Consider the following 22,899-nt stretch of genomic DNA (forward strand, 5'->3'; position numbering starts at 1 on the left):
GCTCCCCGCCCCTGGAGAACGCCGTGCGTCCCACCCGTACCCCGCGCGCCGCGGCCCTCTGCGCCGCCGCGCTGCTGCTCGCCACCGCCTGCGACTCCTCCGGATCCGGCGGTTCGTCCGCCACCGGCCTGAACCCGCCCGACCTGAAGGCCCCGGCGAAGCTGGGCCGGACCGAGGGGCGGGTCGACCTGATCGCGTGGGCCGGCTATGTGGAGGACGGCTCCAACGACCCCCGCGCCGACTGGGTCGGCGGCTTCGAGAAGAAGACCGGATGCCAGGTCCGCTCGAAGGTCGCCGCCAGCTCGGACGAGATGGTCAAGCTGATGAGGACGGGCGCGTACGACGCCGTCTCCGCCTCCGGTGACGCCTCCCTGCGCCTGATCGCCTCCGGGGACGCGGCCCCCGTCAACACCGGCCTGGTCCCGAACTACGAGGACGTCTTCGACGGGCTGAAGAACGGCGCCTGGAACTCCGTGAAGGGCCGGATGTACGGGATCCCGCACGGCCGGGGCGCCAATCTGCTGATGTACAACACCGAGAAGGTGACACCGGCGCCCACCTCCTGGTCGGCCGTCTTCGACGACGCCTCCCGGTACAAGGGGCACGTCACCGCCTACGACTCGCCGATCTACATCGCCGACGCCGCCCTGTACCTCAAGGCCCACCGCCCGGAGTTGGGGATCGAGAACCCCTATGCGCTCGACCGCAGGCAGTTCGACGCGGCCGTGGCGCTGCTGAAGCGGCAGAACGGATACATCGGCGAGTACTGGAACGACTACCTGAAGGAGGTCTCGGCCTTCAAGAGCGGCGACTCGGTGGTCGGCACGACCTGGCAGGTGATCGCCGGCCTCGCCGCCTCCGAGGGCGCGAAGGTCAAGACGCTGGTGCCGAAGGAGGGTTCGACCGGATGGTCGGACACCTGGATGGTCTCCAGCAGGGCCGAACACCCCAACTGCGCCTACAAATGGCTGGACTGGATCGTCTCGCCGAAGGTCAACGCCCAGGTCGCCGAGTACTTCGGCGAGGCACCCGCCAACTCCCGGGCCTGCGCCGAGACCGCCGACAAGAACTTCTGCACGGCCTACCACGCCGCCGACGAGGGCTACTGGAAGAAGATCGCCTTCTGGAACACGCCCATCGAGCAGTGCCTGGACGGCCGCCGGGACACCACCTGCGTACCGTACGCCGAGTGGGTCCGGGCCTGGACCGAGATCAAGGGCTGAGCCGTGCCGGCCGACGGGCCGGCCGCCGCCGGCCGAAGCCCCGTGCGGCGGCTCGCCGCACTCCTGCACCGCGGGCCCCGGCTGCGGCTCGCCCTCCTGCTCACCGCCCCGCTCCTCTGGCTCACCGTCCTCTACCTCGGCTCGCTGGCGGTCCTGTTCGTCTCCGCCTTCTGGACGACCGACTCCTTCACCTCCCAGGTGGTCGAGGTCTGGTCGACGGACAACTTCCACGCGCTGCTGACCACACCGGTCTACCGCCAAGTGGTGCTGCGCAGCGTCACGGTGGCCCTCGCGGTGACCGCGCTGTGCGCGGTGCTCGCCTTCCCGGTCGCCTTCTACACCGCCCGGGTGGCCGCGCCGCGCCGGCGTCCGGTGCTGGTCGCGGCGATCCTCACGCCGTTGTGGGCGAGTTACCTCGTCAAGGTGTACGCCTGGCGGCTGATCCTGTCCGAGGGCGGGCTCGCCGACTGGGCGCTCGCCCCGTTCGGACTGCGCGGCCCCGGCTACGGCCTGCCCGCCACGGTGCTCACGCTGACCTACCTATGGCTGCCGTACATGGTCCTGCCGCTCCACACCGCGCTCGAACAGGTGCCGGCCGCGCTGCTCGACGCGTCCGCCGACCTCGGGGCGCGGCCGGGCCGCACCTTCCGCTCGGTCGTCCTGCCCCTGGTGCTGCCGTCCCTCGCCGCCGGCTCGGTCTTCACCTTCTCGCTCAGCCTCGGCGACTACATCGCCGTGCAGATCGTGGGCGGCAAGACCCAGCTCATCGGCAACCTCGTGTACTCCCGCATCGACCTCGACCTGCCCATGGCCGCGGCCCTCGGCACCGTGCCCGTCGCCGTGATCGTCCTGTATCTGCTGGCGATCCGCCGTACGGGCGCCCTCGACAGCCTGTAGGAAGGAGCGCCATGCGTCTCGGCCGCACCGCGCGGTTCGCCCTGCGGACCGGCGCCGGGCTCGGTTTCGCGGTGCTCTACGTCCCGCTGCTGCTGGTCCTGCTCAACTCGCTGAACCCCGACCGCAGCGCGGGCTGGCCGCCGCCGGGACTGACCGGGCGGTGGTGGTCGGTGGCGGCGCACAACCCCGGTGTCCGGCAGGCGCTGTGGGTGTCGGTGAAGGCGGGGCTCGGGGCCACCGCCCTCGCGCTGGTGCTCGGCACCCTCCTCGCCTTCGCGGTGGCCCGGCACCGCTTCTTCGGCCGGGACACGGTGTCCTTCCTGGTGGTGCTGCCGATCGCGCTGCCCGGCATCGTCACGGGCATCGCGCTGAACTCGGCCTTCGGCACGGTGCTGGCGCCGCTCGGGGTGCGCCTCGGGCTGTTCACCGTGATCGTCGGGCACGCCACGTTCTGTGTCGTCGTGGTCTTCAACAACGTGGTGGCCCGGCTGCGCCGTACGGCCGGCTCGTACGTGGAGGCGGCCCAGGACCTCGGCGCGACCGGCTTGCGGGCCTTCGTGGACGTCACGTTCCCGCTCGTGCGCTCCGCGCTGCTGGCGGGCGCCCTCCTCGCCTTCGCGCTGTCCTTCGACGAGATCGTGGTCACCACGTTCACCGCGGGTCCGGGCGTCCAGACCCTGCCGCTGTGGATCTTCGACAACATGGCCCGGCCACGGCAGGCACCGGTGGTGAACGTCGTGGCCGCGGTGCTCGTCCTGCTCTCGGTGCTCCCGGTCTACGCGGCCCAGCGGCTGTCCGCCGGCACGGCCACGTCGAGCCGCGCGTAGACCACCGCCCCGGGCGGCCCGCTCCCGCGCCCGGCCACGCGGACGGCCGCCGGCCGGAACCCCGGTCGGCGGCCGTCCGCGTACGCGGCGCGGGTGCGGTCAGACCGCCGTCGCCGGGTACGTCGGGTACTCCACGCCCGACACGTGCTGGACGACGCGGACGACCTGGCAGGAGTAGCCGAACTCGTTGTCGTACCACAGGTAGAGGATCGCGTTGTCGCCGTCGACCTTGAGGGCGCCGGCGTCCACGATCGAGGCGTGGCGGGAGCCGATGAAGTCGCTGGAGACCGCGTCGGGCGCCGTGATGAAGTCGATCTGGCGCTTGAGCGGCGAGGTCAGCGATACCTCGCGCAGGTAGTCGTGGACCTCCTCGCGGGTGGTCTCGCGGGCCAGCTGGAGATTGAGGATCGCGATCGAGACGTCCGGCACCGGGACGCGGATCGAGCTGCCGCTGATCTTCGCCTTCAGGTTGGGCAGGGCCTTGGCGACGGCGGAGGCGGCACCGGTCTCGGTGATGACCATGTTCAGCGCCGCGGAGCGGCCACGACGGTCGGACTTGTGGTAATTGTCCAGCAGGTTCTGGTCGTTGGTGAACGAGTGGACGGTCTCCACGTGGCCGCGCAGCACACCGTACTCGTCGTCCATCGCCTTCAGCGGCGGGACGATCGCGTTGGTGGTGCAGGAGGCGCAGGACAGGATCCGCTCCTCCGGCTTGACCGTGTCGTGGTTGACGCCGTGCACGATGTTGGGCACGTCGCCCTTGCCCGGCGCGGTGAGCACGACCTTCTCGATGCCGGGGCGCAGGTGCCGGGACAGGCCCTCGCGGTCGCGCCACTTGCCGGTGTTGTCGATGAGGATGGCGTCGCGGATGCCGTACTCGGTGTAGTCGACGGACGTCGGGTCGTCGGCGTGGATCACCTTGATGGCGTTGCCGTTGGCGACGATCGCGCTGTTGTCCTCGTCCACGGTGATGGTGCCCTGGAACTGGCCGTGGATGGAGTCGCGGCGCAGCAGCGAGGCGCGCTTGACGATGTCCTGCGGGCCGCCGCCGCGCACGACGATGGCGCGCAGCCTGAGGCCGTTGCCGGAGCCGGCCTTCTCGATCAGCAGGCGGGCGACGAGGCGGCCGATGCGGCCGAAGCCGTAGAGGACCACATCGCGCGGCTCGCGGCGCTCGATCTTGTTGGCCCCGGTGGCGCCGGCGACCGCCTCGGCGGTGAACTCCTCGACGCTCAGGCCGCGTTCGTCGGCCTTGTACATGGTGGCCAGCATGCCGAGGTCGATCTGGGACGGCCCGAGGTCGAGGGTGGTGAGGGCCTGGAGGAACGGCATCGTCTCGGTGACGGACAGCTCGGCACCGGCGATCTGCCGGGCGAAGCGGTGCGTCTTCAGGATGCTGACCACCGACTTGTTCACCAGGGAGCGGCTGTGCAGCAGGACGGTCACGTCCCGCTCGCGGTGCAGCTTCCCGATGAGCGGGATCATCGACTCCGCGATCTCTTCGCGGATCTTCCAGTTGGTGAACGAGTCGTCGTTGACAGTCACGGATCCATCTTTCGAGCTAGGCGGCGCTCATATGATAACCACACGTGCATGGCGCGTTTATAGCCCCCTCCAGGCCACTCCACCGGCACGCCGGCGCCGGTGTCACACGGGCCGTTCCCCGCGGTGCGCCCGACCGCGGGCGACCAGCCCCGCGACGGCCGTCAGCAGCGCGCTGACCCACACCGGAGAGCGGTGGCCGAACCCGCCGTCGAGCGCGGCACCGCCCAGCACCGGACCGAGCGCGGCGCCCACGTTCAGCGCGGACGTCGCGAACGCGCCGCCGAGCGAGGGCGCGTCGGCCGCCTCGTACAGCACCCGGGTGACCAGCGTGGCGCCCACCCCGAAGGCCAGCAGGCCCAGCACCGGCACCAGGGCGAGGGCCACCGCGGGGCGCCCGGCGGCCAGCGCCAGCGCGGTCCAGCCGGCGAGCAGCGCGGCACCGGCCGCGGGCGGCACCGGCCGGACGCTCCGGTCCGCCAGCCGGCCCGCCGCCGTCACCCCCGCGAACGCCCCCGCGCCGAACAGCGCCAGCACCGCCGGCACCCAGAGCGGGCCGAGCCCGCACACCCGCGTCACCAGCGGCGCCAGGTAGGTGAACGTGCAGAAGGTGGCGCCGTTGACGAGCGCGGCCAGGCACAGCACCGACAGCAGCCGGGGACGGCCGAGCGCCCGCAGTTCCGTGCCCGCGTCCGGGACCGGACTCCCGGCGGCCGGGCCGCTCGGCACCGACCGGGCGATCGCCGCCAGCGCCGGCGCGGACACCAGGGCCACCGCCCAGAACACCGAGCGCCAGCCCAGCAACTGGCCCAGGACGGCACCCGCCGGCACCCCCGCCACACAGGCGAGCGTGGTGCCGCCGAGCAGCACGGCGGTGGCCCGGCCCTTGGCGTCCGGTGCGACCATGCCGGTCGCCGCCGTCAGGCCGACGGCGAGGAACCCGGCGTTGGCCAGGGCCGCGAGCACCCGGGTGGCGAGCAGGACGGAGAAGTCGGAGGTGAGCGCCCCGGCGACATGCACGGCCAGGAACACACCGAGGAAGACCAGCAGGGCCGGCCGGCTCGGGCGGCGCCGGGCGAGCAGCGCCGCCGCCGGCGCGCCCACGACCATGCCGACGGCGAAGGCGGACGTGAGCGTGCCCGCCGTGGGCACCGAGACCCCGAGATCGCGGGCGATGTCCGGCACCAGGCCGGCCAGCATGAACTCGGACGTGCCCTGGGCGAAGACCGCGAGCCCGAGCAGATAGAGAGCGAAAGGCATCAAGACTCCACACACCGTTGTCACGGACGGACAGCGAGCACGCGGACCCGCGACGGTCACGACCGGTGGGTGTGGTCCGGGAACGCACGGACGGCCGGGCGCGCGGGGCAGCGCGTGCGGGCCCGGCCGGCACCGTCGCCCGCACGGGGGCGACGCGTCACACGGACGAGTGAGGAGGCACGGTGGGAGAGAGGTGCGTGCCGGTCCGGAACCCGGAGGGCGGCAGCCCGGTGGTGGCGAGCGAACGACGAAAGGCCACCGGACGGCCGGTGGCTAGCGTCTGGATGCCTCGGGGCTGGACATGAACCGCACGGTAACGCGCGGCCCCGGGCGCGCGCCACCGGATTTCGCGTGGCGGCGCGCGGGCGGGTGTGCGGGGGAGGCGCGCGCGGGCGGCGCAGGCCCCCGATGCCGGGTGGTCCGGGTCAGCGCGGGTTGAAGACGACGCTGGCGAAGCGGGAGCCGGCGGGCGCCGCCTTGCCGGGGGCGAGCCGCGTCGCCGTTCCCTTGCACCGCTTCTTCGTGTAGACCACGAGCGCCTTCTTCGTCCCGTTGTGGGCGCCGCGCGCCTCCTGGGCCATGTCGAAGCACTTGTTGTCCGGTGGGTTCTGGATGCCGTACGTCTTGCCCCCGGGCCCGGTCCACGCGAACGTGCCGTCGGCGGCGAGCGCGGAGCCCGTGGCGGTCAGGACGAGGGCGAGACCGCCGAGCACGGCGGCGAGCGGACGACGGTACAGACGCATGGGATGCCCTTCGGATACGTCGGGGTCGGAAGACGGGGAGCGCGGCGCGGGGCCGTCTCCGTGACGCGGTACGGAGCCGCTTTTGTAATCTCCCACCCGCGCCCGGCCCGCCCGCGGAGCCGACACGGGCACGTCCACCGTTCGGGTGACGGGCGGCGGGCGGGGGCGACGGACGCGGAGACCGGCGCACCCCCATCGGGGCCGTGCGAAGCCCCGGAAACGGGGTAGACGAGGGGACGCCCGACGAAAGGACCGTCTCATGACGACCTACGTGATCAGCGTCCCCGGCACCTTCACCAGCGGGATCGGGGCCGATGCCCGCACCCGGCTGGCCAGGGCGCTCAGGCCCGCCGATCCGCACGGCACCCACATGGGCAACGCCGAGGACCTGGACGTGCTCACCGTCAACGACGACAACACCTTCACCCTGCGCCTGACCGTCGACGCGGACACCCGCCCGCACGCCGAGGAGCAGGCCCGGCGGCTCGCCGGCGACGCGCTCCGGGACGCCGGACTGGACGAGCGGAACGCGCCGCTGGGGCCCGCGGTGGTCACCGGCATCGACTCCGAAATCCACTGATCACCCTAAATAGGTAAAATCTAGGCGTTTGCTGAAAACTCGGGCTACCGGCCCACCGAGAGTCACCGCCCCGCCGGAAGTGATCGATGCCCCGCAAGCGCACCACGGACGAAGGCGAGGAGTTGCTCGCCCGGCTCGGTTCGCTCACCGCCCAGGCGCGCCGACGCGCTCAGCTGCAGCGCACCCAGGTCGAGCTGGCCATCGCCCTCCAGCGGGGCATGCTCCCCCGGGACCTGCCCGTCGCCCCCGGCGTCCACGTCGCGGTGCGGTACACGCCCGCCAACCTCGGCCTGAACGTGGGCGGCGACTGGTACGACGCCTTCACCATGCCCGACGGCCGGATCGGGCTGTCCATCGGCGACGTGCAGGGCCACAACATCGAGGCCGCGGCGTTCATGGGCCAGGTCAGGGCCGGGCTGCGGGCACTCGCCTCGGTCACCGGAGAACCGGGGGAGCTGCTGGCCCGCACCAACGACCTGCTGCTCTCCCTGGGCAGTGAGCTGTTCGCCACCTGCACCTTCATGCGGCTGGACCCGGCCACCGGGGTGCTGGAGAGCGCGCGGGCCGGGCACATCCCGTTCGTGTGGGCCACGGCCGACGGGAAATCCGGGGTCGTCGACGACGAGGGCGGCCCCCCGCTCGGCATCGAACGGGGCGTGGAGTTCCCCGTCACCCGGCACCGCCTCACCACCGGCGGGGTGTTCGTGCTGCTCACCGACGGTGTCGTGGAGGGGCCCTCGCTGGACGTCGAGGACGGGCTGGACCAGGTGGTACGGCTCGCGGGCATAGCCGCCGTCGCCGGGCTGGAGGCGCACGCGCTGGCGTCGGCCGTGATCAAGGGCGCGGAGAGCGTCGGGCACGAGGACGACGCCGCCGTCCTGGTCGTCGGCCTCGACGGCCCATGCGCCCTCGCCTGACCGGCCCCCCGCCGGGCGAACCTCGCGATGGCCGGTTCTCGGCCGGCGGCCCGCCGCCGTGCCCGGAGCCCCGCGACCGTCCCCTCGGCGGCCCACCGCCCCGGCGAACGGGTCCTGGGGCGGCCCGCGATCCCGCCGACCCGGTTCTGTGGCGGCCCGCGACCCCGCCGATCGGGTTCTGCGGCGGCTTCGCGTCCGGCCGACCGGGTCCTGGAGTGGTCCGGCGTTGGCGTCGGCCGGGGTTCTGTGGCGGCCTCGCGTCCGGCCGGCCGGGTTCGGGGACGCCCGGTGTTCAGCCCGATACGGTTCCGCGGTGGGGCCTCGCGTTCGGTCGACCGGGTTCCGGGACGCCCGGCGTTCAGCCCGGCCGGGTTCTGTGGCGGCTTCGCGTTCGGTTGGCCGGGTCCTGGAGTGGTGCGGCGTTGCGCCGGCCGGGGGGCCGCGGTGGCACGGTGTCCGGCCGGCCGGGTTCGGGGAGGCCCGGTGTTCAGCCCGATCCGGTTCCGCGGTGGGTGGCCTCGCGTTCGGTCGACCGGGTTTCGGGAAGCCCGGCGTGCAGCCCGGCCGGGTTCTGCGGCGGCTTCGCGTTTGGTTGGCCGGGTCTTGGAGTGGTGCGGCGTTGCGCCGGCCGGGGGGCCGCGGTGGCACGGTGTCCGGATGCCCGGCGCCCGGCCCGACCCGGTTCCCGGGTGGCCCCGCGTTCAGCCATAGGGCCGGACGGGACCGCGCCTCGCCTCGCCGACCCGCGCCCGCCGGTGTGAGATGGCTGCTGTGGTGGGTATCGAGGAGCCGCGCCGGCCGGGCGGCCTTGCCGTCCAGGTGGCCGCCGTCGCCGCCTGCTACTACGCGGCGGCCCGGATCGGTCTGCTGCGCGAGCTGACGGTCGAGGGCGCCGTCGTCACCCCCATCTGGCCGCCCACCGGCGTCGCCGTCGCCGCGCTGCTGATCCTCGGCCTGCGCTGCTGGCCCGGCGTCACGCTCGGCGCCTTCTTCGCCGTGCTGTCCCTGACCACCCCCGACGTCGAGATCCTCGGGATCCTCTTCGGCAACACCGCCGCGCCCGTGTGCGCGGCGGCGTTGCTGCGCCGGACCGGCTTCCGCACCGACCTCAGCCGGTTGCGCGACGGCCTCGCCCTGGTGTTCCTGGCGGCGCTGGCGGCCACGCTGATCAGCGCGACCGTCGGGGCCGGCCTCCTCGTCCTCACGGACGGCCTGCCCGCCCACGGCTTCTGGCCCGTCTGGCTCGCCTGGTGGGTGGGGGACGCGACGGGCGTCCTGATCGTCACCCCGCTGCTGCTGTCGCTGCACCGGGCCCGCCTGCCGCTGCCGCTGGGCCGCTGGAAGGAGGCGACCGCGCTGGCCGTCGTCGCCTGCCTGCTCGTGCCGCTGGCCGTCTACAGCCCGATCAGCACGCTCTTTCTGGTCTACCCGGTCGTCGTCTGGGCGGCGCTGCGCTTCCAGCTGGTGGGCGGCGTGCTGTGCGCGCTGCTGACCTCCGTGGTGGCGGCCGTCGCAGCGACGGACGGCGCCGGCGCGTTCACCGGGCTGAACCGGATCGAGGTGATGCTGAAGCTCCAGGCGTTCAACGGGACCACCGCCCTGACCGCGCTGCTGCTGTCCGCCGTGATCATCGAACAGCGCAACACCCGCCGGTCGGTGGAGCAGGCCTGCCAGGAGCTGGTCGAGGTGCTCGAACACCTCACCGCGGGCGAGGCCCCGCCGCCCCGCCCCCGCCCGGACCCCGACGACCGCCCCCGCCCGACCGGCATCCCGTGAGGGGCCCGGCCCCGCTCACTCCGCGAAGGGCGCGGACATCAGCAGGTCCTCCACCGTGGGAACCGGGAAGCCGGGCAGGTGACGGCGGCCGACCTCGGCGAAGGGGTGCATCAGTTCCCCCATGGGCTTGGTGCGGCACAGCGACAGCACCGTGTCCAGCGCGGCCTTCTTGAAATCCAGCCGGGGGAACGCCTCCAGCACCTCGGCCACGGCGCCGGCCGGGATCCGCTCCAGCCCGTTGCCCGTGAAGTCGAGCCCGGACCCCACGGCGACCAGGGCGATCTCCGGCCTCTTGCGCGTCGCGATGCCCATGCTGGTGTGCAGGGCGATCGCGTCCCAGACCACCTCCACCCGCTCGGCCGGCACCCGCAGCCGTTCCAGGAAGCGGCGCGCGGCGTCGGCACCGTCGACCTCGAAGCGCTCGGCCGGCGTCCGGTACGCCTCCACCAGTCCCAGGTCGTGCAGCACGGTGGCGACGAAGGCCAGCTCCCGGTCGTAGCGCACCTCCTGCCGGTCGAACACCAGCGCGCCGAAGACATAGCTGCGCAGGACGTGCTGGAAGAGCGACGGGGAGCTGACGCGGCGCGCGAAGGCCACGGTGCGCCGGGCGAGAGCGCTGTCGGGGACGCGGACCCCGGCCACCGTCGCGGGCAGCGCGTCGGCGGCCAAGCCCGGCCGGGCGTGGGCGGCGGCGGGCGGACCGGCGAACGCGGTCGCCGCGCCGGCCGCGGCCACCCCGGCCCCCCGCCGGAGCGCCGTGCGCCGGGTGATGTCACGTCCGTCGGTGTGTGCCTCGGTCATCTGCGCGTTCCTCTCGCGGGCGACTGGTCACCGTGAGCCTAGGAACGGCCGGCGAGGGCCGACAGCGGCGAAAACGACAGACGGTCACGGAATTCCGCCGGCACCGGCGGAACGGGACAGGAGCGGACCGGGGCGCCTCCAGGCGTTCCCGCCGCGGTACGACCGCGCCAGGCCCGACCGTCCCGACGGGTGGCGGCCGGCAGGCCCGGGGCGCGGGTCAGTCGGGGGACTGCGTGGTCAGCGGTACCGTGACCGAGACCCTTTTGCCGTGGGACAGCCACGTCACGTCCGGGTCCCCGGCGAGCATCGCCACCAGGTGCAGACCGTGGCCGCCGACCCGCCGCGGGTCTGGCGGGCGCTTGCACGGCGCCTTTCGGGACGTGTCCGTGACGGTGACGCGCAGCGCCCGCTCGCCGGGCAGCAGTTCCAGGCCGAGCGCACACGGGCCGGGCGCGTGTTTGGCCGCGTTGGTGACGAGTTCGCTGACCACCAGCTGGGCATCCTGGACCGGACGCCGTCCGGGGGCCGGCCGCGCCCGCGCGAGCAGATCGGCGACCGCCTCTCTGGCCTCGGCGATGCTGGTGACGCCGGTGTCCCAGGTGCGGCTGTGACGCAGGACCGCCGGGCGGTCCCGCGTCGTCGCGTGGGTCCTGAGCGGGATGTCCATACCTAGTTGCCCTTTTCCTCTGGGGTCAGGGGCCCTTCCTGTGCACAGGGGTGCCGTCCCTGCTCGGCTACCCGCTGGGGCGCCGGTCAAGGGGACGTTCGCGAGGAATCCCCCGGACGGACACGAACGGCCCCGGCCCCACGGCGCGCGAACGGGCCCGGGACCTCCCGCGGAAGCGGGAGGTCCCGGGCCCGTCGTGCGGCCGGACGGCGCGCACCTCGGTTCAGTGCTTGAAGACGTCCTTCGCCTTCTCCTTGGCCTGCCGGGCGTCGCCCTTGGCACCCTGCGCGCGGCCCTCGGCCTCCATGCGCTCGTTGCCGACGGCGCGCCCCGCGGCCTCCTTCACCTTGCCCTTGACCTGCTCGGTCTTGGCCTTGGCCTTCTTGTCGCCGGCCATCGCGTGTCACTTCCCAACGTCGTGCGCGGTCTATGGTCCCCCTCCGGATTGCCGCTCACCCGCCGCCCAAACCCCGCCGGCGGCTCAGCGGGCGCGCCGCCGCACGAGGTGGCGCACGGCGAACCCCGCGATCACGAGGGCGCCGGCGAGGACGACGTACAGCTGGTAGCGCCTGATCTCGTCGTAGACCGCGGTGATGTGGCTGCCCGCGACGTACGCCAGCGTCGTCCACAGGCCGACCCACAGGGCCGCGCCGAGGGCGTTGAAGGCGAGGAAGCGGCGCCAGCGCATGCCGGTCGTGCCCGCGATGATGCCGTTGGCCTGGCGCAGGCCCTCCACGAACCGGGCCACGGTGACGATCTTGCCGCCGTGCCGGGTGAAGAACCGCTCGGCGGTCTCGAACCGCTTCGGGGTCAGCAGGACGTAGCGGCCCCAGCGCCGGACGAAGGCCCGTCCGCCGGCCCGGCCGATCAGATAGCCGAGATTGTCCCCGGCGACGGCCGCGGCGAACGCGATGAGCGCCACGGCCACCGCGTTCAGCCGTCCCGCGCCCGCGTACACCCCCGCCGCGAGGAGGATCGTCTCGCCGGGCGCGGGGACCCCGAAGTCCTCCACGAGGACCACGGCCCCCACCGCCCAGTAGCCGTAGTGGCCGAGCAGCGGTTCCAGCGGGGCCAGCGGTCCCGGCAGCGGCGACGACATGCCCCCACCGTACGTCGGTGCCGCCGGACGCCGGTCAGGAGCGGCCGACCGGGGCGTCCTGGCCGGGGGCGACGGCGTCCGGTCCGGTGCCGGCCTCGGCCTCGGCCTCCGGTGCCGTGCGCGGGCTCCGGCGGCCGGTCAGCCGGAGGGCGAGCGGCTCGGTGTACCGGGCGGTGAGCGGTCCGATCACCACCAGGATCAGTACGTAGGCGGTGGCCAGCGGGCCGAGGTCGGAGTCGATGCCGGAGGTGACGGCGAGCCCCGCGATGACGATGGAGAACTCGCCGCGGGCCACCAGCGTGCCGCCGGCCCGCCAGCGGCCCCGGCCCGAGATGCCCGCGCGGCCGGCCGCCCACCAGCCGGTGGCGATCTTCGTGAGGGTGGTGACGGCGGCCAGGGCGAGGGCGGGCAGCAGCACCGGCGGGATGCTCGCCGGATCGGTGTGCAGGCCGAAGAAGACGAAGAACACCGCCGCGAACAGGTCCCGCAGCGGTGCCAGCAGATTGTGGGCGCCCTCGGCGACCTCCCCGGACAGGGCGATGCCCACCAGGAAGGCGCCGACCGCCGCCGACACCTGGAGCTGCTGGGCGACTCCGGCCACCACCAGGGTCAGGCCGAGCACCACCAGCAGCAGCTTCTCCGGGTCGTCGGTGGAGACGAAGCGCGAGATGTGCCGGCCGTAACGCACCGCCACCCCGAGCACCAGGCCCGCGACGCCGAGCGCGATGGCCAGCGTGACGCTGCCCGCGGCGATGCCGGTCCCGGCCAGCAGGGCGGTGACGACGGGCAGGTAGACCGCCATGGACAGGTCCTCCAGCACCAGGATGCTGAGGATGACCGGTGTCTCCCGGTTGCCGATCCGGCCCAGGTCGCCGAGGACCTTGGCGATGACACCCGAGGAGGAGATCCAGGTGATGCCGGCCAGGACGACGGCGGCGATCGGGCCCCAGCCCAGCAGCAGGGCCATGGCGGCGCCGGGCAGGGCGTTGAGGGTGGCGTCCACGATCCCCGCCGGGTACTGCGTCTTCAGATTCGAGACCAGATCGCCGGCCGTGTATTCGAGGCCCAGCATCAGCAGCAGCAGGACGACGCCGATCTCGGCGCCGACGGCCACGAACTCCTCGCTGGTGCCGAGCGGCAGCAGGCCGCCCTCGCCGAAGGCCAGCCCCGCCAGCAGGTACAGCGGGATGGGCGAGAACCGCAGGCGGGCGGCGAGCCTGCCGAGCAGCCCGAGACTCAGGATGATCGCGCCGAACTCGATCAGGAAGACCGCGGAGGAGTGCATCCCGATCACTCCCGCCCGAGTATCGCGGCGGCGGCGTCCACGCCCTCGCGGGTGCCGATGACGATCAGCGTGTCCCCGCCGGCCAGCCGGAACCCGGGGCCGGGGGAGGGTATCGCCTCGGCGCGGCGCAGGACGGCCACGATCGACACGCCGGTCTCCGTGCGCATCCGGGTGTCGCCGAGCAGCCGCCCGTTCCAGTGGGAGGCCCCGGACAGCTCGATGCGTTCGGCCACCAGCCCCAGTTCCGTGGTGGACAGCAGGGTGGGGCTGTGATGGGTCGGCTTCAGGGCGTCCACCAGGGCCTCCGCCTCCTGCCCGGTGAGCCGGACCGACAGCGCGCAGGCGTCGGGGTCGTCGTGCCGGTAGGCGCTCACGGTGCGCGAGCCGTCCCGGTGGGCGACCACCGACAGATGGCGGTGTTCGCGGGTCGTCAGGTCGTAGCGGACGCCGATGCCCGGCAACGGTGTCCTGCTGGTGCGTGCGGTGCTCATGGCAGCCCCCCTGCTCGGCTTTGAATGTTTCTTGGTGAAACTATTACCCGAAGCTTATCCGGAACGTGATCGTCCCGGGCGGGACCGAGGTCGGGGGGTCTGTGCGGCGGTGCTAGGAACGGGCGGCGCCACCCTCCTCCGTGCCGGGGGCCGGCTGGCAGGCGCGGCACAGCTCGTGGTCCCCGCTGGGGGTGACGACGGTGCCCCAGCCGAGGCACCGGTCGCAGTCGCGGGCGAGGACCGGGTCGGGACGGGGCGGCAGGAGGGGGCTGCGATGAGATCCGTGCGCCATAAAGGGAACGGCTCCTTGGGGATCGGGAGGATCGTGCCGGAGGCGGACTGACAACGCTGTCCGACGGACTCCATTATGTCCTACTTTTTTCCTACGTCTGTGGCGTACGTCACATTTGCCCGACCGGGGCGGACGTACGGGTTCCGTTTCCGGTCCGGCCAAAGGGGCAGGCGGTGATCGAAACGGCGAGCGGAAGGAAGGCGCTGATGAGCGGTGAGAGGTCCGGCGCGCAGTCCGCGTCCGGCGGGGAACGGGGGGCCCGGAGCGGGGTCCGGGTGCCGAAGGCCGTGGCCCGGCTGCCGCACCAGGTCCGCGAGGAGCTGAGCCGCAGGCTGCACCGCAACCGGCGGGCCTTCGACGCCGACGACGTCCAGGTCGTCGAGCCCCCGCTGCTGCGGCGCGCCGTCGGCGCCTCCGCGCTCGGCAACTGCATGGAGTGGTTCGACTTCGGCGTCTACAGCTACCTCGCCGCCACCATCGGCAAGGTCTTCTTCCCCGGAGCCTCCCCGGCCGCCCAGGTCATCTCCTCGTTCGCGACCTTCGCCGCCGCCTTCGTCGTACGGCCCCTCGGCGGCCTGGTCTTCGGACCCCTCGGCGACCGGATCGGCCGGCAGAAGGTACTCGCCACCACCATGATCATGATGGCGGCGGGCACCTTCGCCATCGGCGTCATCCCCGGCTACGCCACCATCGGCCTCGCCGCGCCGGTGCTGCTCCTGCTGGCCCGCATGGTCCAGGGCTTCTCCACCGGCGGTGAGTACGGCGGGGCCACCACCTTCGTCGCCGAGTACTCCCCGGACCGCCGGCGCGGCTTCCTCTCCAGCTGGCTCGACTTCGGCACCTTCACCGGCTACGCCCTCGGCTCGGCGCTGGTCACCGCGCTGAACCTGGCCCTGACGGACGACCAGATGCTGTCCTGGGGCTGGCGCGTGCCATTCCTCATCGCCGGGCCGCTCGGTGTCATCGGCCTGTACATGCGGATGAAGCTGGAGGAGTCCCCGGCCTTCCAGCAGCAGCTGGACGAACACGAGAAGGCCCTGGCACAGGAATCGGCGGGCAGCGAGTTCAAGGACATCGTGCGCAACCACTGGCGGGCGCTGCTCGTCTGCATGGGCCTGGTGCTGCTCTACAACGTCACCAACTACATGGTCACCGGCTATCTGCCGACCTACCAGACCGAGACCCTGCACCGCTCCAGCGGCTCCGCCGACCTCCTGGTGCTCGTCGGCATGGTGTGGATCGTCATCCTGATCACCTTCCTCGGCCGGCTCAGCGACCGGGTGGGCCGGCGGCCGCTCTACGCCGTCGCCGCCGTCGCGATGATCGTGCTCGCCGTGCCGGCCTTCCTGCTGATCAAGGCGGGCGGCACCTGGCCGCCGATCGCGGGGGTGCTGCTCCTGTCCACCGTCCTGGCCGGCTTCGCCGCGCCCAGCGCGGCCACCCTGCCCGCGCTGTTCCCGACCGCCGTGCGGTACGCGGCCATGGGCATCGGCTTCAACGTCGCGGTCGCCGCGTTCGGCGGCACCACCCCGCTGGTCACCGCCGCGCTGGTCGAGCTGACCGGCGACGACCTGATGCCCGCCTACTACCTGATGCTGGCCGGCGTCATCGGCCTGGTCACCGTCCGGTTCCTGCCGGAGAGCGCCCAGGTGCCGCTCAAGGGCTCGCAGCCCATGGTCGGTTCGCGCGAGGAGCGGCGCGAACTCATCGCCACCTCCAAGGAGCTGTACGCCTTCGCGCGGGAACAGGAGCGGGAGCGGGCGCGGCGGGACTGAGCCGCGCCCCCCGGGGCGGACGACCCCGCGAAGAAGGAGGTCGCCCCGAAACCGGCGCCGAGCGCGGAGCACCCCCCGCCCGGCCGCCACCCACCGGCGGTGCGTCCCCGCCGGTGGGGCGCACTCGCACCGCGCGCCCCCCACGGGGAAAGATGTGCGGTGAGCGAACGATCCCACCGACGTGGAGGAATGCTACTCATGCCGCATGAACGAGCCGGCCGGCCGGCCGGTCCCGAGGACCTCGTCGACGTGGCCCGGCTGGTCACGTCGTACTACACGCTGCACCCCGATCCGGCCGACCCGGCGCAGCGGGTGGCGTTCGGCACCTCGGGGCACCGGGGCTCGTCCCTGGCGAGCGCCTTCAACGAGGACCACATCGCCGCCACCAGCCAGGCCATCTGCGAGTACCGCGCCGCCCGGGGCACGGACGGCCCGCTGTTCCTGGGCGCCGACACCCACGCCCTGTCCGAGCCGGCGAAGGCGACCGCGCTGGAGGTGTTCGCCGCCAACGAGGTGGCCGTGCTCGTCGACGGCGCGGACGGCTACACGCCCACCCCCGCCGTCTCGCACGCGATCCTGACCCACAACCGGGGCCGCACCTCGGGCCTCGCCGACGGCGTGGTGGTCACCCCGTCGCACAACCCGCCCGCCGACGGCGGCTTCAAGTACAACCCGCCGAGCGGCGGCCCGGCCGCCTCCGACGCCACCTCCTGGATCCAGGATCGCGCCAACCAGATCATCGCGGGCGGGCTGAAGGACGTGCGCCGGCTGCCGTACGCCCGCGCGCTCGCCGCGGACACCACCGGACGGTACGACTTCCTCGGCACCTACGTCGCCGATCTGCCCAGCGTGCTGGACCTGGACGCGGTCCGCGCGGCCGGGGTGCGCATCGGCGCCGACCCGCTCGGCGGCGCCTCCGTCGCCTACTGGGGCCGGATCGCCGAACAGCACGGCATCGACCTGACGGTGGTCAACCCGCACACCGACCCCACCTGGCGGTTCATGACCCTGGACTGGGACGGCCAGATCCGCATGGACTGCTCCTCGCCGTACGCGATGGCCTCCCTGATCGAACAGCGCGACCGCTTCCGCATCGCCACCGGCAACGACGCCGACGCCGACCGGCACGGGATCGTCACCCCGGACGCCGGCCTGATGAACCCCAACCACTACCTCGCGGTCGCCATCTCCTACCTCTACCGGCACCGCGAGCAGTGGCCGGACGCCGCGGGCATCGGCAAGACCCTGGTCTCCTCCACCATGATCGACCGGGTCGCCGCCGACCTCGGCCGCCGGCTGGTCGAGGTGCCGGTCGGCTTCAAGTGGTTCGTGGACGGACTCGTCGGCGGCGACCTCGGGTTCGGTGGCGAGGAGTCGGCCGGCGCCTCCTTCCTGCGCCGCGACGGCTCCGTGTGGACCACCGACAAGGACGGCATCATCCTGGCGCTGCTCGCCGCCGAGATCACGGCCGTCACCGACAAGACGCCCTCGGAGCACTACGCCGAGCTGACCGGCCGCTTCGGCGCCCCCGCCTACGCCCGCATCGACGCGCCCGCCACCCGCGAGGAGAAGGCGCTGCTCGGCAAGCTGTCGCCGGCCCAGGTCACCGCGGACACCCTGGCCGGGGAGCCGGTCACGGCCGTGCTCACCGAGGCGCCCGGCAACGGCGCCGCGATCGGCGGCATCAAGGTCACCACCGAGAACGCCTGGTTCGCCGCGCGTCCCTCGGGCACCGAAGACGTCTACAAGGTGTACGCCGAGTCCTTCCTCGGCCCCGACCACCTCGCCCGGGTGCAGGAGGAGGCCCGGGCCGTGGTGGGGAGCGCGCTCGGCGGCTGACGCGTCCCGCGGGGCGGCTCCCCGCGGGGGCCGCCCCCGGTTCAGCCGCGCCCCCGCCCCAGCCGGTCCAGCACGGCCCGTGCCATGGCCGCCTCGCCGCGGGCGTTGGGGTGGGCGGGTGCCGCGGGCGCGGCCGGCCGGAGCGGCTCGATCCAGCGGTCCCCGGGTGCCTGGCACATGTCGTGGCCGGCCGTGGGGCCGTAGGTGTCCACGTACTCGGCCCGGTTCACCGCGGCGACCAGCCGCAGCATCCGGTTCAGCCGCTTCTCGGTGTCCCGCAGGTACGGGAAGTCGCCGCGCGCGAAGGGGACCTGGGGGAAGCAGCCGCCGCCGTCGTCGGGCAGCAGGGCGGGATAGCCGACGACGAGCACCCGGGCGTGCGGGGCGCGGGCGCGCACGGCACGCAGTACCCGGTCGGCCTCGGGGGCGGTACGCAGCACGGCGAGCGCGAGTTCGTCGTGGCCCGAGGCCCGGTACGCGCGCTCGCAGGGGTTGCCCGCCGGGTCCTGGGCGGCGAGGCGGGCACAGGTCTCGATGATCGGGCCGAACCCGATGTCGTTGCCGCCGATCTGCACGGTGACCAGGTCCGTGTGCCGGTCCAGTGCGTCGAGCTGGGGCGGGTGGGAGCCTTGCGCCCGCCACATCTCGGCGGTGGTGGCCCCGCCGCAGCTGACGTCCGTGAACGTCCCCGCGCGCAGCCCGGCGGCCAGCAGCGAGGGGTAGTTGTGGTCCGAGCGGGCGCAGCCGGCGTCGACCTGCGCCGGGATGCCGGGACCCGAGGTGTAGGAGTCGCCGAGTGCCGCGTAGGCGACCGCGCGGCCGTGGCCCCCGGGGTGCGCGCCGGCCGGTGGTGCCGTGGCGGCCACGGCCAGGAGGCAGCCACCCAGTGCCGCCGCCAGTGCGGCGGCCCGCCGCCGTCCCGCCGGACGCCTCTTCCGTGCCATGCGCCCTCCCCCTGTGCTCGCCCTCGGCTGTGCGACTGGGTCTGTATACCGTCCGGCGCGTCCCGGCGACCAGAAGCGGGAGGCGGCGAGTTCGGGGGAGGGGTGCGGTTCAGGCCCCGGATGTCTGGAGCAGGGAGTCGTCCTCCGGGCGGGCACCGGAGAGGCGGTGCCGGGCCGCGATGAGGGCCATGTCGACATCCCGGGTGCCGGTGGCCACGCACAGCGTGTACGAGATGTCGGCGAGCCGCTGCCGGGCCTCGGGGGTGCTCTCCTCGGCCCCGAGCAGGGACAGGGTCTCGTACTGGGCGATGAGGTCCTTCAGCACCGCGGGGTGTGCCATGAGCATGCTCTTTGCCTCCTGAGTGGTGCGCCGAACGAACGAATTCGCAGGCCGGATACCCCCGCGCCGCGCGTACATGCCCGGTCCGGCCCGACGCGTGACGGCCGGAAACCGCCGAGTGGCCGGGAATGACCCCCCTCACAAGCGGCGGTCCCCGTTCCGTCGCCGGCGGAGCGGCGCGTCCGCGCCAACGGTTCTCCGCGCGTCGCCGGCCCGGAACGCCCCGCCACCCGCTCCCGTCCACCACGCCCGGCGTGCGGGGATGCGAGAAGCGGTGCGCCGTCACGCCACCATCGCAGCTTCTTCACACGGCGATCACTTTCGGCCGAACCGGCTCCGGGCGCGTGCACGGGTGCAGACGCCGCGCCGGGCCGGTGCCTAGCCTCCCGGGCCATGCGATCACCTCTGCCGAGACGCCTCGGTCTCACCGCCGTCCTCGCGTTCCTCCTCGCCGTCTTCGGCCTCGCCCCCAGCGCGAGCGCCGACCCCGCGCCCACCACCCTGACGTTCGCCACCGACACCGCCACCACCACCCCCGGTGGCACGGTGAAGCTGTCGATGACGCTCACCAACAACAAGAGCTACGACGTCTGGTTCGTGTACCAGACCATCGACCCGACGTGGCTGACCACCCAGCGCCCGGACCTGAAGTACAGCTTCACCGGCTGCAGCCTGGCCACCGCGGCCGGCTCCACCCCCTGCTCCGGCACCGGCCCGAGCAACCTCGGCGGCAACTACGGCTCCACCATCCCGCCCGGCCAGAGCCGGACCGTCACGCTGACGCTCCAGGTCGCCGCCGACTCCGGCTGCAACGGCAACATCGGCTTCTACTCGTACTACTACGCCGAGTTCAGCGACAGCAGCAACACCAACGCCGGGCCCGTCTACACCCCCGAGACCCGGGTGCTCTGCGCCTGACGGACGCGAGGCGGCCCGGCCCCGGTGACTTGAAACGGCCTCGGCCGACAACTCGTCACGGGGGCGCACCACGACCCATCGCCCGGCGGACCGGCATGGTCCGCCGGTGCGTCGTCCGGCGGCCGGACCAGCCCCCCGGGTCCGGCCCGCGTCCTGTACCACTCGCACGGCCACGACGGGAAAAAGGTCCGGCAGGTTGCCTCGGTCGAGGGGCAACACGCGCCATTTTCCGTCATGTTTCGTATCTCGACCACAAAAGCTCCACAGAGACATCACCATGTGACGCGACGGATTTGCCGATGACCGGCTTCTGAGGGGGACGCCGGCGTCGCGCGAGGGGGTGCGTCCGCTCCACGGGAGCCGTGCTCACCCCTGTCCGGGGAGGGGACTTCACCGCAATGAAGCGGACCATACGCACCACCGCCCTGACGGTGGGCGCGCTCATCGCCGCGCTCGGCCTGCCGGCCGGCCCGGCGCAGGCCGACACCACCGCACCACGCATCGACCTCAGAGTCCTGGTGGTGAGCGACGGCGGCCCGGCCACCGACGCCATAGCCGCCGAACTCGACACCGCCGGAACGCCCTACACCAAGGTCGACCTCACCCGCGCCGACCGGCCCACCATCGACGCGGCCTTCCTGGCCGACACCGTCGACGGCCGCCCGCGCGCCAAGTACCAGGCCGTCGTCCTGCCCAACGACAACCCGTTCGCGGCCGGCAGCGCCGAGATGAGCGCGCTCGCCGCCTACGAACAGACGTACGCCATCCCGCAGGTCGACGCCTACACCTACGCCCGGCCCCAGGTCGGCCTCCAGGTCCCCACCTCCGGCGGCTACTCGGGCAGCGTCGACGGGGTCCGCGCCCAGGTCACCGCCGCCGGGCAGGCCGGCCCCTTCGGCTACCTCGACGGCGCGGTCCCGTTCGAGGACAACTCACCCACCGTGGGCGAGAGTTACGCCTACCTGTCGACGCCCGCCGCCGGCGCCGACTTCACCCCGTACGTGCAGGCACCCGTCCCGGGCACCACGAAACAGGGCTCCCTGGTCGGCGAGTACCGGCACGACGGCCGGCGCGAACTGGTCGTCACCTTCGTCTACAACCGGTACCAGCAGCAGTTCCGGCTGCTGGCCCGGGGCATCGTGGAGTGGATGACCGGCGGGGTGCACCTCGGCGCCTCCCGCAACTACTTCGCCGTCCACGTGGACGACGTGTTCGCCGCCGACGACCGCTGGGACACCGAGCTGAACTGCACGCCCGGCGACGTCGACTGCGCGAAGGGCGCGGGCACCCCGAACCCGATCCGGATGACCCCGGCGGACGTCGACTACGCCACCACCTGGCAGAACGACCACCGCTTCACCCTCGACCTGGTCTACAACGGCGCCGGCAGCGTCGACCAGCGCGAGGACAACGACGGTGTCGACCAGCTCGCCGACAAGCTGATCGCGGACCGGAACAAGTTCCGCTGGGTCAACCACACCTACACGCACGCCTTCCTCGGCTGCGAGCAGAACGTCACCGTCGTGCCCTGGACCTGCGCCACCGACTTCCTCGGCAACACCAAGTGGGTCGGCCTCGCCACGATCGACTACGAGATCGCCACCAACCGCGCCTGGGGCCAGGCCGCCGGACTCCCGCTGGAGACCGACGAGCTGGTCACCGGCGAGCACTCCGGCCTGAGGATCCTGCCGCAGCAGCCGCAGGACAACCCCAACCTGGGCCTCGCGCTCACCGCCGAGGGCGTCAAGTGGCTCGCCTCCGACAACTCCCGCGACCCCGACCAGCGCAAGGTCGGCCCCGCCACCACCGTCTCCCGCTACCCGATGAACGTCTTCTACAACGCGGGCCGGGCGGCCGAGCAGGTCGACGAGTACAACTGGCTCTACACCAGCCGCGCCCAGGGCGGCAGCGGCATCTGCGAGGACAACCCGGCCACCACCACCTGCCTGCCGGCCCCGCTGGACACCGCCACCGGCTACAGCGACCACATCGTGCCGCTGGAGACCCGGATCGCCCTCGGCCACGTGCTGTCCAACGACCCCAAGCCGCACTTCATCCACCAGGCCAACCTCGCCGAGGACCGCATCGCCTACCCGGTGCTCAACGGCGTACTCGACGGCTACGACGCCCTGTTCGCCGACAGCACCCCGGTGGTCAACCTGCGGATGAAGGACACCGGCGCCGAACTCCAGCGCCGCGCCGCGTGGAAGAGCGCCGTCCAGGCCGGCCGGGTCACCGCCTACCGCGTCGGCACCACCGTCACCGTGCAGGGCCCGGGCGGCACCGCCGTCCCCGCCACCCTGCCCACCGGCACCACCCTCGCCGGCACCGCCTACGGCACCGCGTACGCGGGCGCCGTCTCCGGCTGGACCGCCTCGACGGGCACGCCGCTCACCTTCACCCTGCCGGCCACCGCCGCCGCGCCCGCCGCGCACCCGGACGGCGCCCCCGCCGCCACCACCCCGGCCCCGCGCACCAAGGTCCCGGCCGGCGTCACCGAGCAGGCCGCGCACACCGCGGACAGCTGAACCGCGCACCGACCCCAGGGCCCGTCCGAACGTTCCCCGCGAGGGGCGGACGGGCTCCGGTCCCCCCCCCCCCCCGGGGGGGGGGGGCAGGGAAACCCCCCCCCCCCTGGCTTGGGACCCCCCCACGGCCGTTTGGTGCTGCGCGTGTGGTGCCT

The 22,899-nt window shown here is 73.2% G+C and carries 22 protein-coding genes; 10 read left to right on the forward strand and 12 right to left on the reverse strand.

Features of this window, described 5'->3' with window-relative positions; translation table 11 throughout:
• The first annotated feature begins 23 nt into the window (after positions 1-23).
• Genes ACZ63H_RS33110 through ACZ63H_RS33120 form a run of 3 tightly spaced genes read left to right on the forward strand, consistent with a single transcriptional unit; the run spans position 24 to position 2,947 of the window.
• Complete coding sequence (locus tag ACZ63H_RS33110; protein ID WP_469871475.1) at positions 24-1,223, forward strand: ABC transporter substrate-binding protein; 1,200 nt, start codon at positions 24-26, stop codon at positions 1,221-1,223.
• A gap of 3 nt (positions 1,224-1,226) precedes the next feature.
• Positions 1,227-2,120 carry an ABC transporter permease gene (locus tag ACZ63H_RS33115; protein ID WP_469871477.1) on the forward strand — a complete coding sequence of 298 codons (894 nt, stop codon included), beginning with the start codon at positions 1,227-1,229 and terminating at the stop codon, positions 2,118-2,120.
• Positions 2,121-2,131: 11 nt separating this feature from the next.
• Complete coding sequence (locus ACZ63H_RS33120) at positions 2,132-2,947, forward strand: ABC transporter permease (protein WP_469871479.1); 816 nt, start codon at positions 2,132-2,134, stop codon at positions 2,945-2,947.
• 99 nt (positions 2,948-3,046) lie between these two features.
• Here ACZ63H_RS33120 and ACZ63H_RS33125 read toward each other — a convergent pair whose 3' ends face one another.
• From ACZ63H_RS33125 to ACZ63H_RS33135, 3 genes are all read right to left on the reverse strand, one after another.
• Positions 3,047-4,492, reverse strand: coding sequence for a glyceraldehyde-3-phosphate dehydrogenase (locus ACZ63H_RS33125; protein WP_469871481.1), 1,446 nt, complete (start codon positions 4,490-4,492; stop codon positions 3,047-3,049).
• A gap of 102 nt (positions 4,493-4,594) precedes the next feature.
• The gene (locus tag ACZ63H_RS33130; RefSeq protein ID WP_469871483.1) at positions 4,595-5,749 is read right to left on the reverse strand and encodes a Cmx/CmrA family chloramphenicol efflux MFS transporter; all 1,155 of its coding nucleotides are present in this window, start codon (positions 5,747-5,749) and stop codon (positions 4,595-4,597) included.
• 425 nt (positions 5,750-6,174) lie between these two features.
• Positions 6,175-6,492 carry a hypothetical protein gene (locus tag ACZ63H_RS33135; protein WP_469871485.1) on the reverse strand — a complete coding sequence of 106 codons (318 nt, stop codon included), beginning with the start codon at positions 6,490-6,492 and terminating at the stop codon, positions 6,175-6,177.
• 259 nt (positions 6,493-6,751) lie between these two features.
• On the opposite strand from ACZ63H_RS33135, the gene ACZ63H_RS33140 reads away from it, so the two are divergent.
• The 3 genes from ACZ63H_RS33140 to ACZ63H_RS33150 all read left to right on the forward strand — a co-directional run bounded on the left by ACZ63H_RS33140 (position 6,752) and on the right by ACZ63H_RS33150 (position 9,765).
• Entirely contained in the window at positions 6,752-7,072 is a 321-nt protein-coding gene (locus tag ACZ63H_RS33140) for a hypothetical protein (RefSeq protein WP_469871487.1), read from the forward strand.
• Between the two features lie 86 nt (positions 7,073-7,158).
• Entirely contained in the window at positions 7,159-7,989 is an 831-nt protein-coding gene (locus ACZ63H_RS33145) for a PP2C family protein-serine/threonine phosphatase (protein ID WP_469871489.1), read from the forward strand.
• A gap of 762 nt (positions 7,990-8,751) precedes the next feature.
• A complete protein-coding gene (locus tag ACZ63H_RS33150) occupies positions 8,752-9,765 on the forward strand; it encodes an MASE1 domain-containing protein (protein ID WP_469871491.1) in 1,014 nt (337 codons plus the stop codon).
• A gap of 15 nt (positions 9,766-9,780) precedes the next feature.
• Here the strand turns inward: ACZ63H_RS33150 and ACZ63H_RS33155 are convergent, their stop codons facing one another.
• The 7 genes from ACZ63H_RS33155 to ACZ63H_RS33185 form a co-directional block, all read right to left on the reverse strand.
• Positions 9,781-10,566 carry an HD domain-containing protein gene (locus ACZ63H_RS33155; protein ID WP_469871493.1) on the reverse strand — a complete coding sequence of 262 codons (786 nt, stop codon included), beginning with the start codon at positions 10,564-10,566 and terminating at the stop codon, positions 9,781-9,783.
• A gap of 217 nt (positions 10,567-10,783) precedes the next feature.
• On the reverse strand, positions 10,784-11,233 hold the full coding sequence (locus ACZ63H_RS33160; protein ID WP_469871495.1) for an ATP-binding protein: 450 nt from the start codon (positions 11,231-11,233) through the stop codon (positions 10,784-10,786).
• A gap of 223 nt (positions 11,234-11,456) precedes the next feature.
• Complete coding sequence (locus ACZ63H_RS33165) at positions 11,457-11,630, reverse strand: CsbD family protein (protein ID WP_358694522.1); 174 nt, start codon at positions 11,628-11,630, stop codon at positions 11,457-11,459.
• Positions 11,631-11,714: 84 nt separating this feature from the next.
• Positions 11,715-12,332, reverse strand: a complete 618-nt coding sequence (locus tag ACZ63H_RS33170) for a DedA family protein (RefSeq protein WP_469871497.1) — start codon at positions 12,330-12,332, stop codon at positions 11,715-11,717.
• 34 nt (positions 12,333-12,366) lie between these two features.
• Positions 12,367-13,617, reverse strand: coding sequence for a cation:proton antiporter (locus tag ACZ63H_RS33175; RefSeq protein ID WP_469871499.1), 1,251 nt, complete (start codon positions 13,615-13,617; stop codon positions 12,367-12,369).
• Positions 13,618-13,622: 5 nt separating this feature from the next.
• Positions 13,623-14,108 (reverse strand): cation:proton antiporter regulatory subunit, encoded by a 486-nt coding sequence (locus tag ACZ63H_RS33180; protein ID WP_469871501.1) that lies wholly within the window; start codon positions 14,106-14,108, stop codon positions 13,623-13,625.
• Between the two features lie 112 nt (positions 14,109-14,220).
• On the reverse strand, positions 14,221-14,400 hold the full coding sequence (locus ACZ63H_RS33185; protein WP_469871503.1) for a hypothetical protein: 180 nt from the start codon (positions 14,398-14,400) through the stop codon (positions 14,221-14,223).
• A 206-nt stretch (positions 14,401-14,606) separates the two neighbouring features.
• On the opposite strand from ACZ63H_RS33185, the gene proP reads away from it, so the two are divergent.
• Together proP and pgm are read left to right on the forward strand one after the other, a co-directional pair.
• Entirely contained in the window at positions 14,607-16,175 is a 1,569-nt protein-coding gene (gene proP / locus ACZ63H_RS33190; protein WP_469871505.1) for a glycine betaine/L-proline transporter ProP, read from the forward strand.
• A gap of 198 nt (positions 16,176-16,373) precedes the next feature.
• A complete protein-coding gene (gene pgm, locus ACZ63H_RS33195; RefSeq protein ID WP_469871507.1) occupies positions 16,374-18,014 on the forward strand; it encodes a phosphoglucomutase (alpha-D-glucose-1,6-bisphosphate-dependent) in 1,641 nt (546 codons plus the stop codon).
• A gap of 41 nt (positions 18,015-18,055) precedes the next feature.
• On the opposite strand, the gene ACZ63H_RS33200 is transcribed toward pgm, so the two are convergent.
• Both ACZ63H_RS33200 and ACZ63H_RS33205 read right to left on the reverse strand, forming a co-directional pair.
• Entirely contained in the window at positions 18,056-18,958 is a 903-nt protein-coding gene (locus ACZ63H_RS33200) for an SGNH/GDSL hydrolase family protein (protein ID WP_469871508.1), read from the reverse strand.
• A gap of 109 nt (positions 18,959-19,067) precedes the next feature.
• Entirely contained in the window at positions 19,068-19,304 is a 237-nt protein-coding gene (locus ACZ63H_RS33205; protein WP_344352481.1) for a DUF5133 domain-containing protein, read from the reverse strand.
• A 387-nt stretch (positions 19,305-19,691) separates the two neighbouring features.
• Between ACZ63H_RS33205 and ACZ63H_RS33210 the strand changes: the two genes are divergently transcribed.
• Together ACZ63H_RS33210 and ACZ63H_RS33215 are read left to right on the forward strand one after the other, a co-directional pair.
• Entirely contained in the window at positions 19,692-20,216 is a 525-nt protein-coding gene (locus ACZ63H_RS33210; RefSeq protein WP_469871510.1) for a hypothetical protein, read from the forward strand.
• Positions 20,217-20,614: 398 nt separating this feature from the next.
• Positions 20,615-22,744, forward strand: a complete 2,130-nt coding sequence (locus tag ACZ63H_RS33215) for a hypothetical protein (RefSeq protein ID WP_469871512.1) — start codon at positions 20,615-20,617, stop codon at positions 22,742-22,744.
• Positions 22,745-22,899: the final 155 nt, after the last annotated feature.

This window comes from Streptomyces sp. NPDC104831 (genome assembly GCF_055583025.1).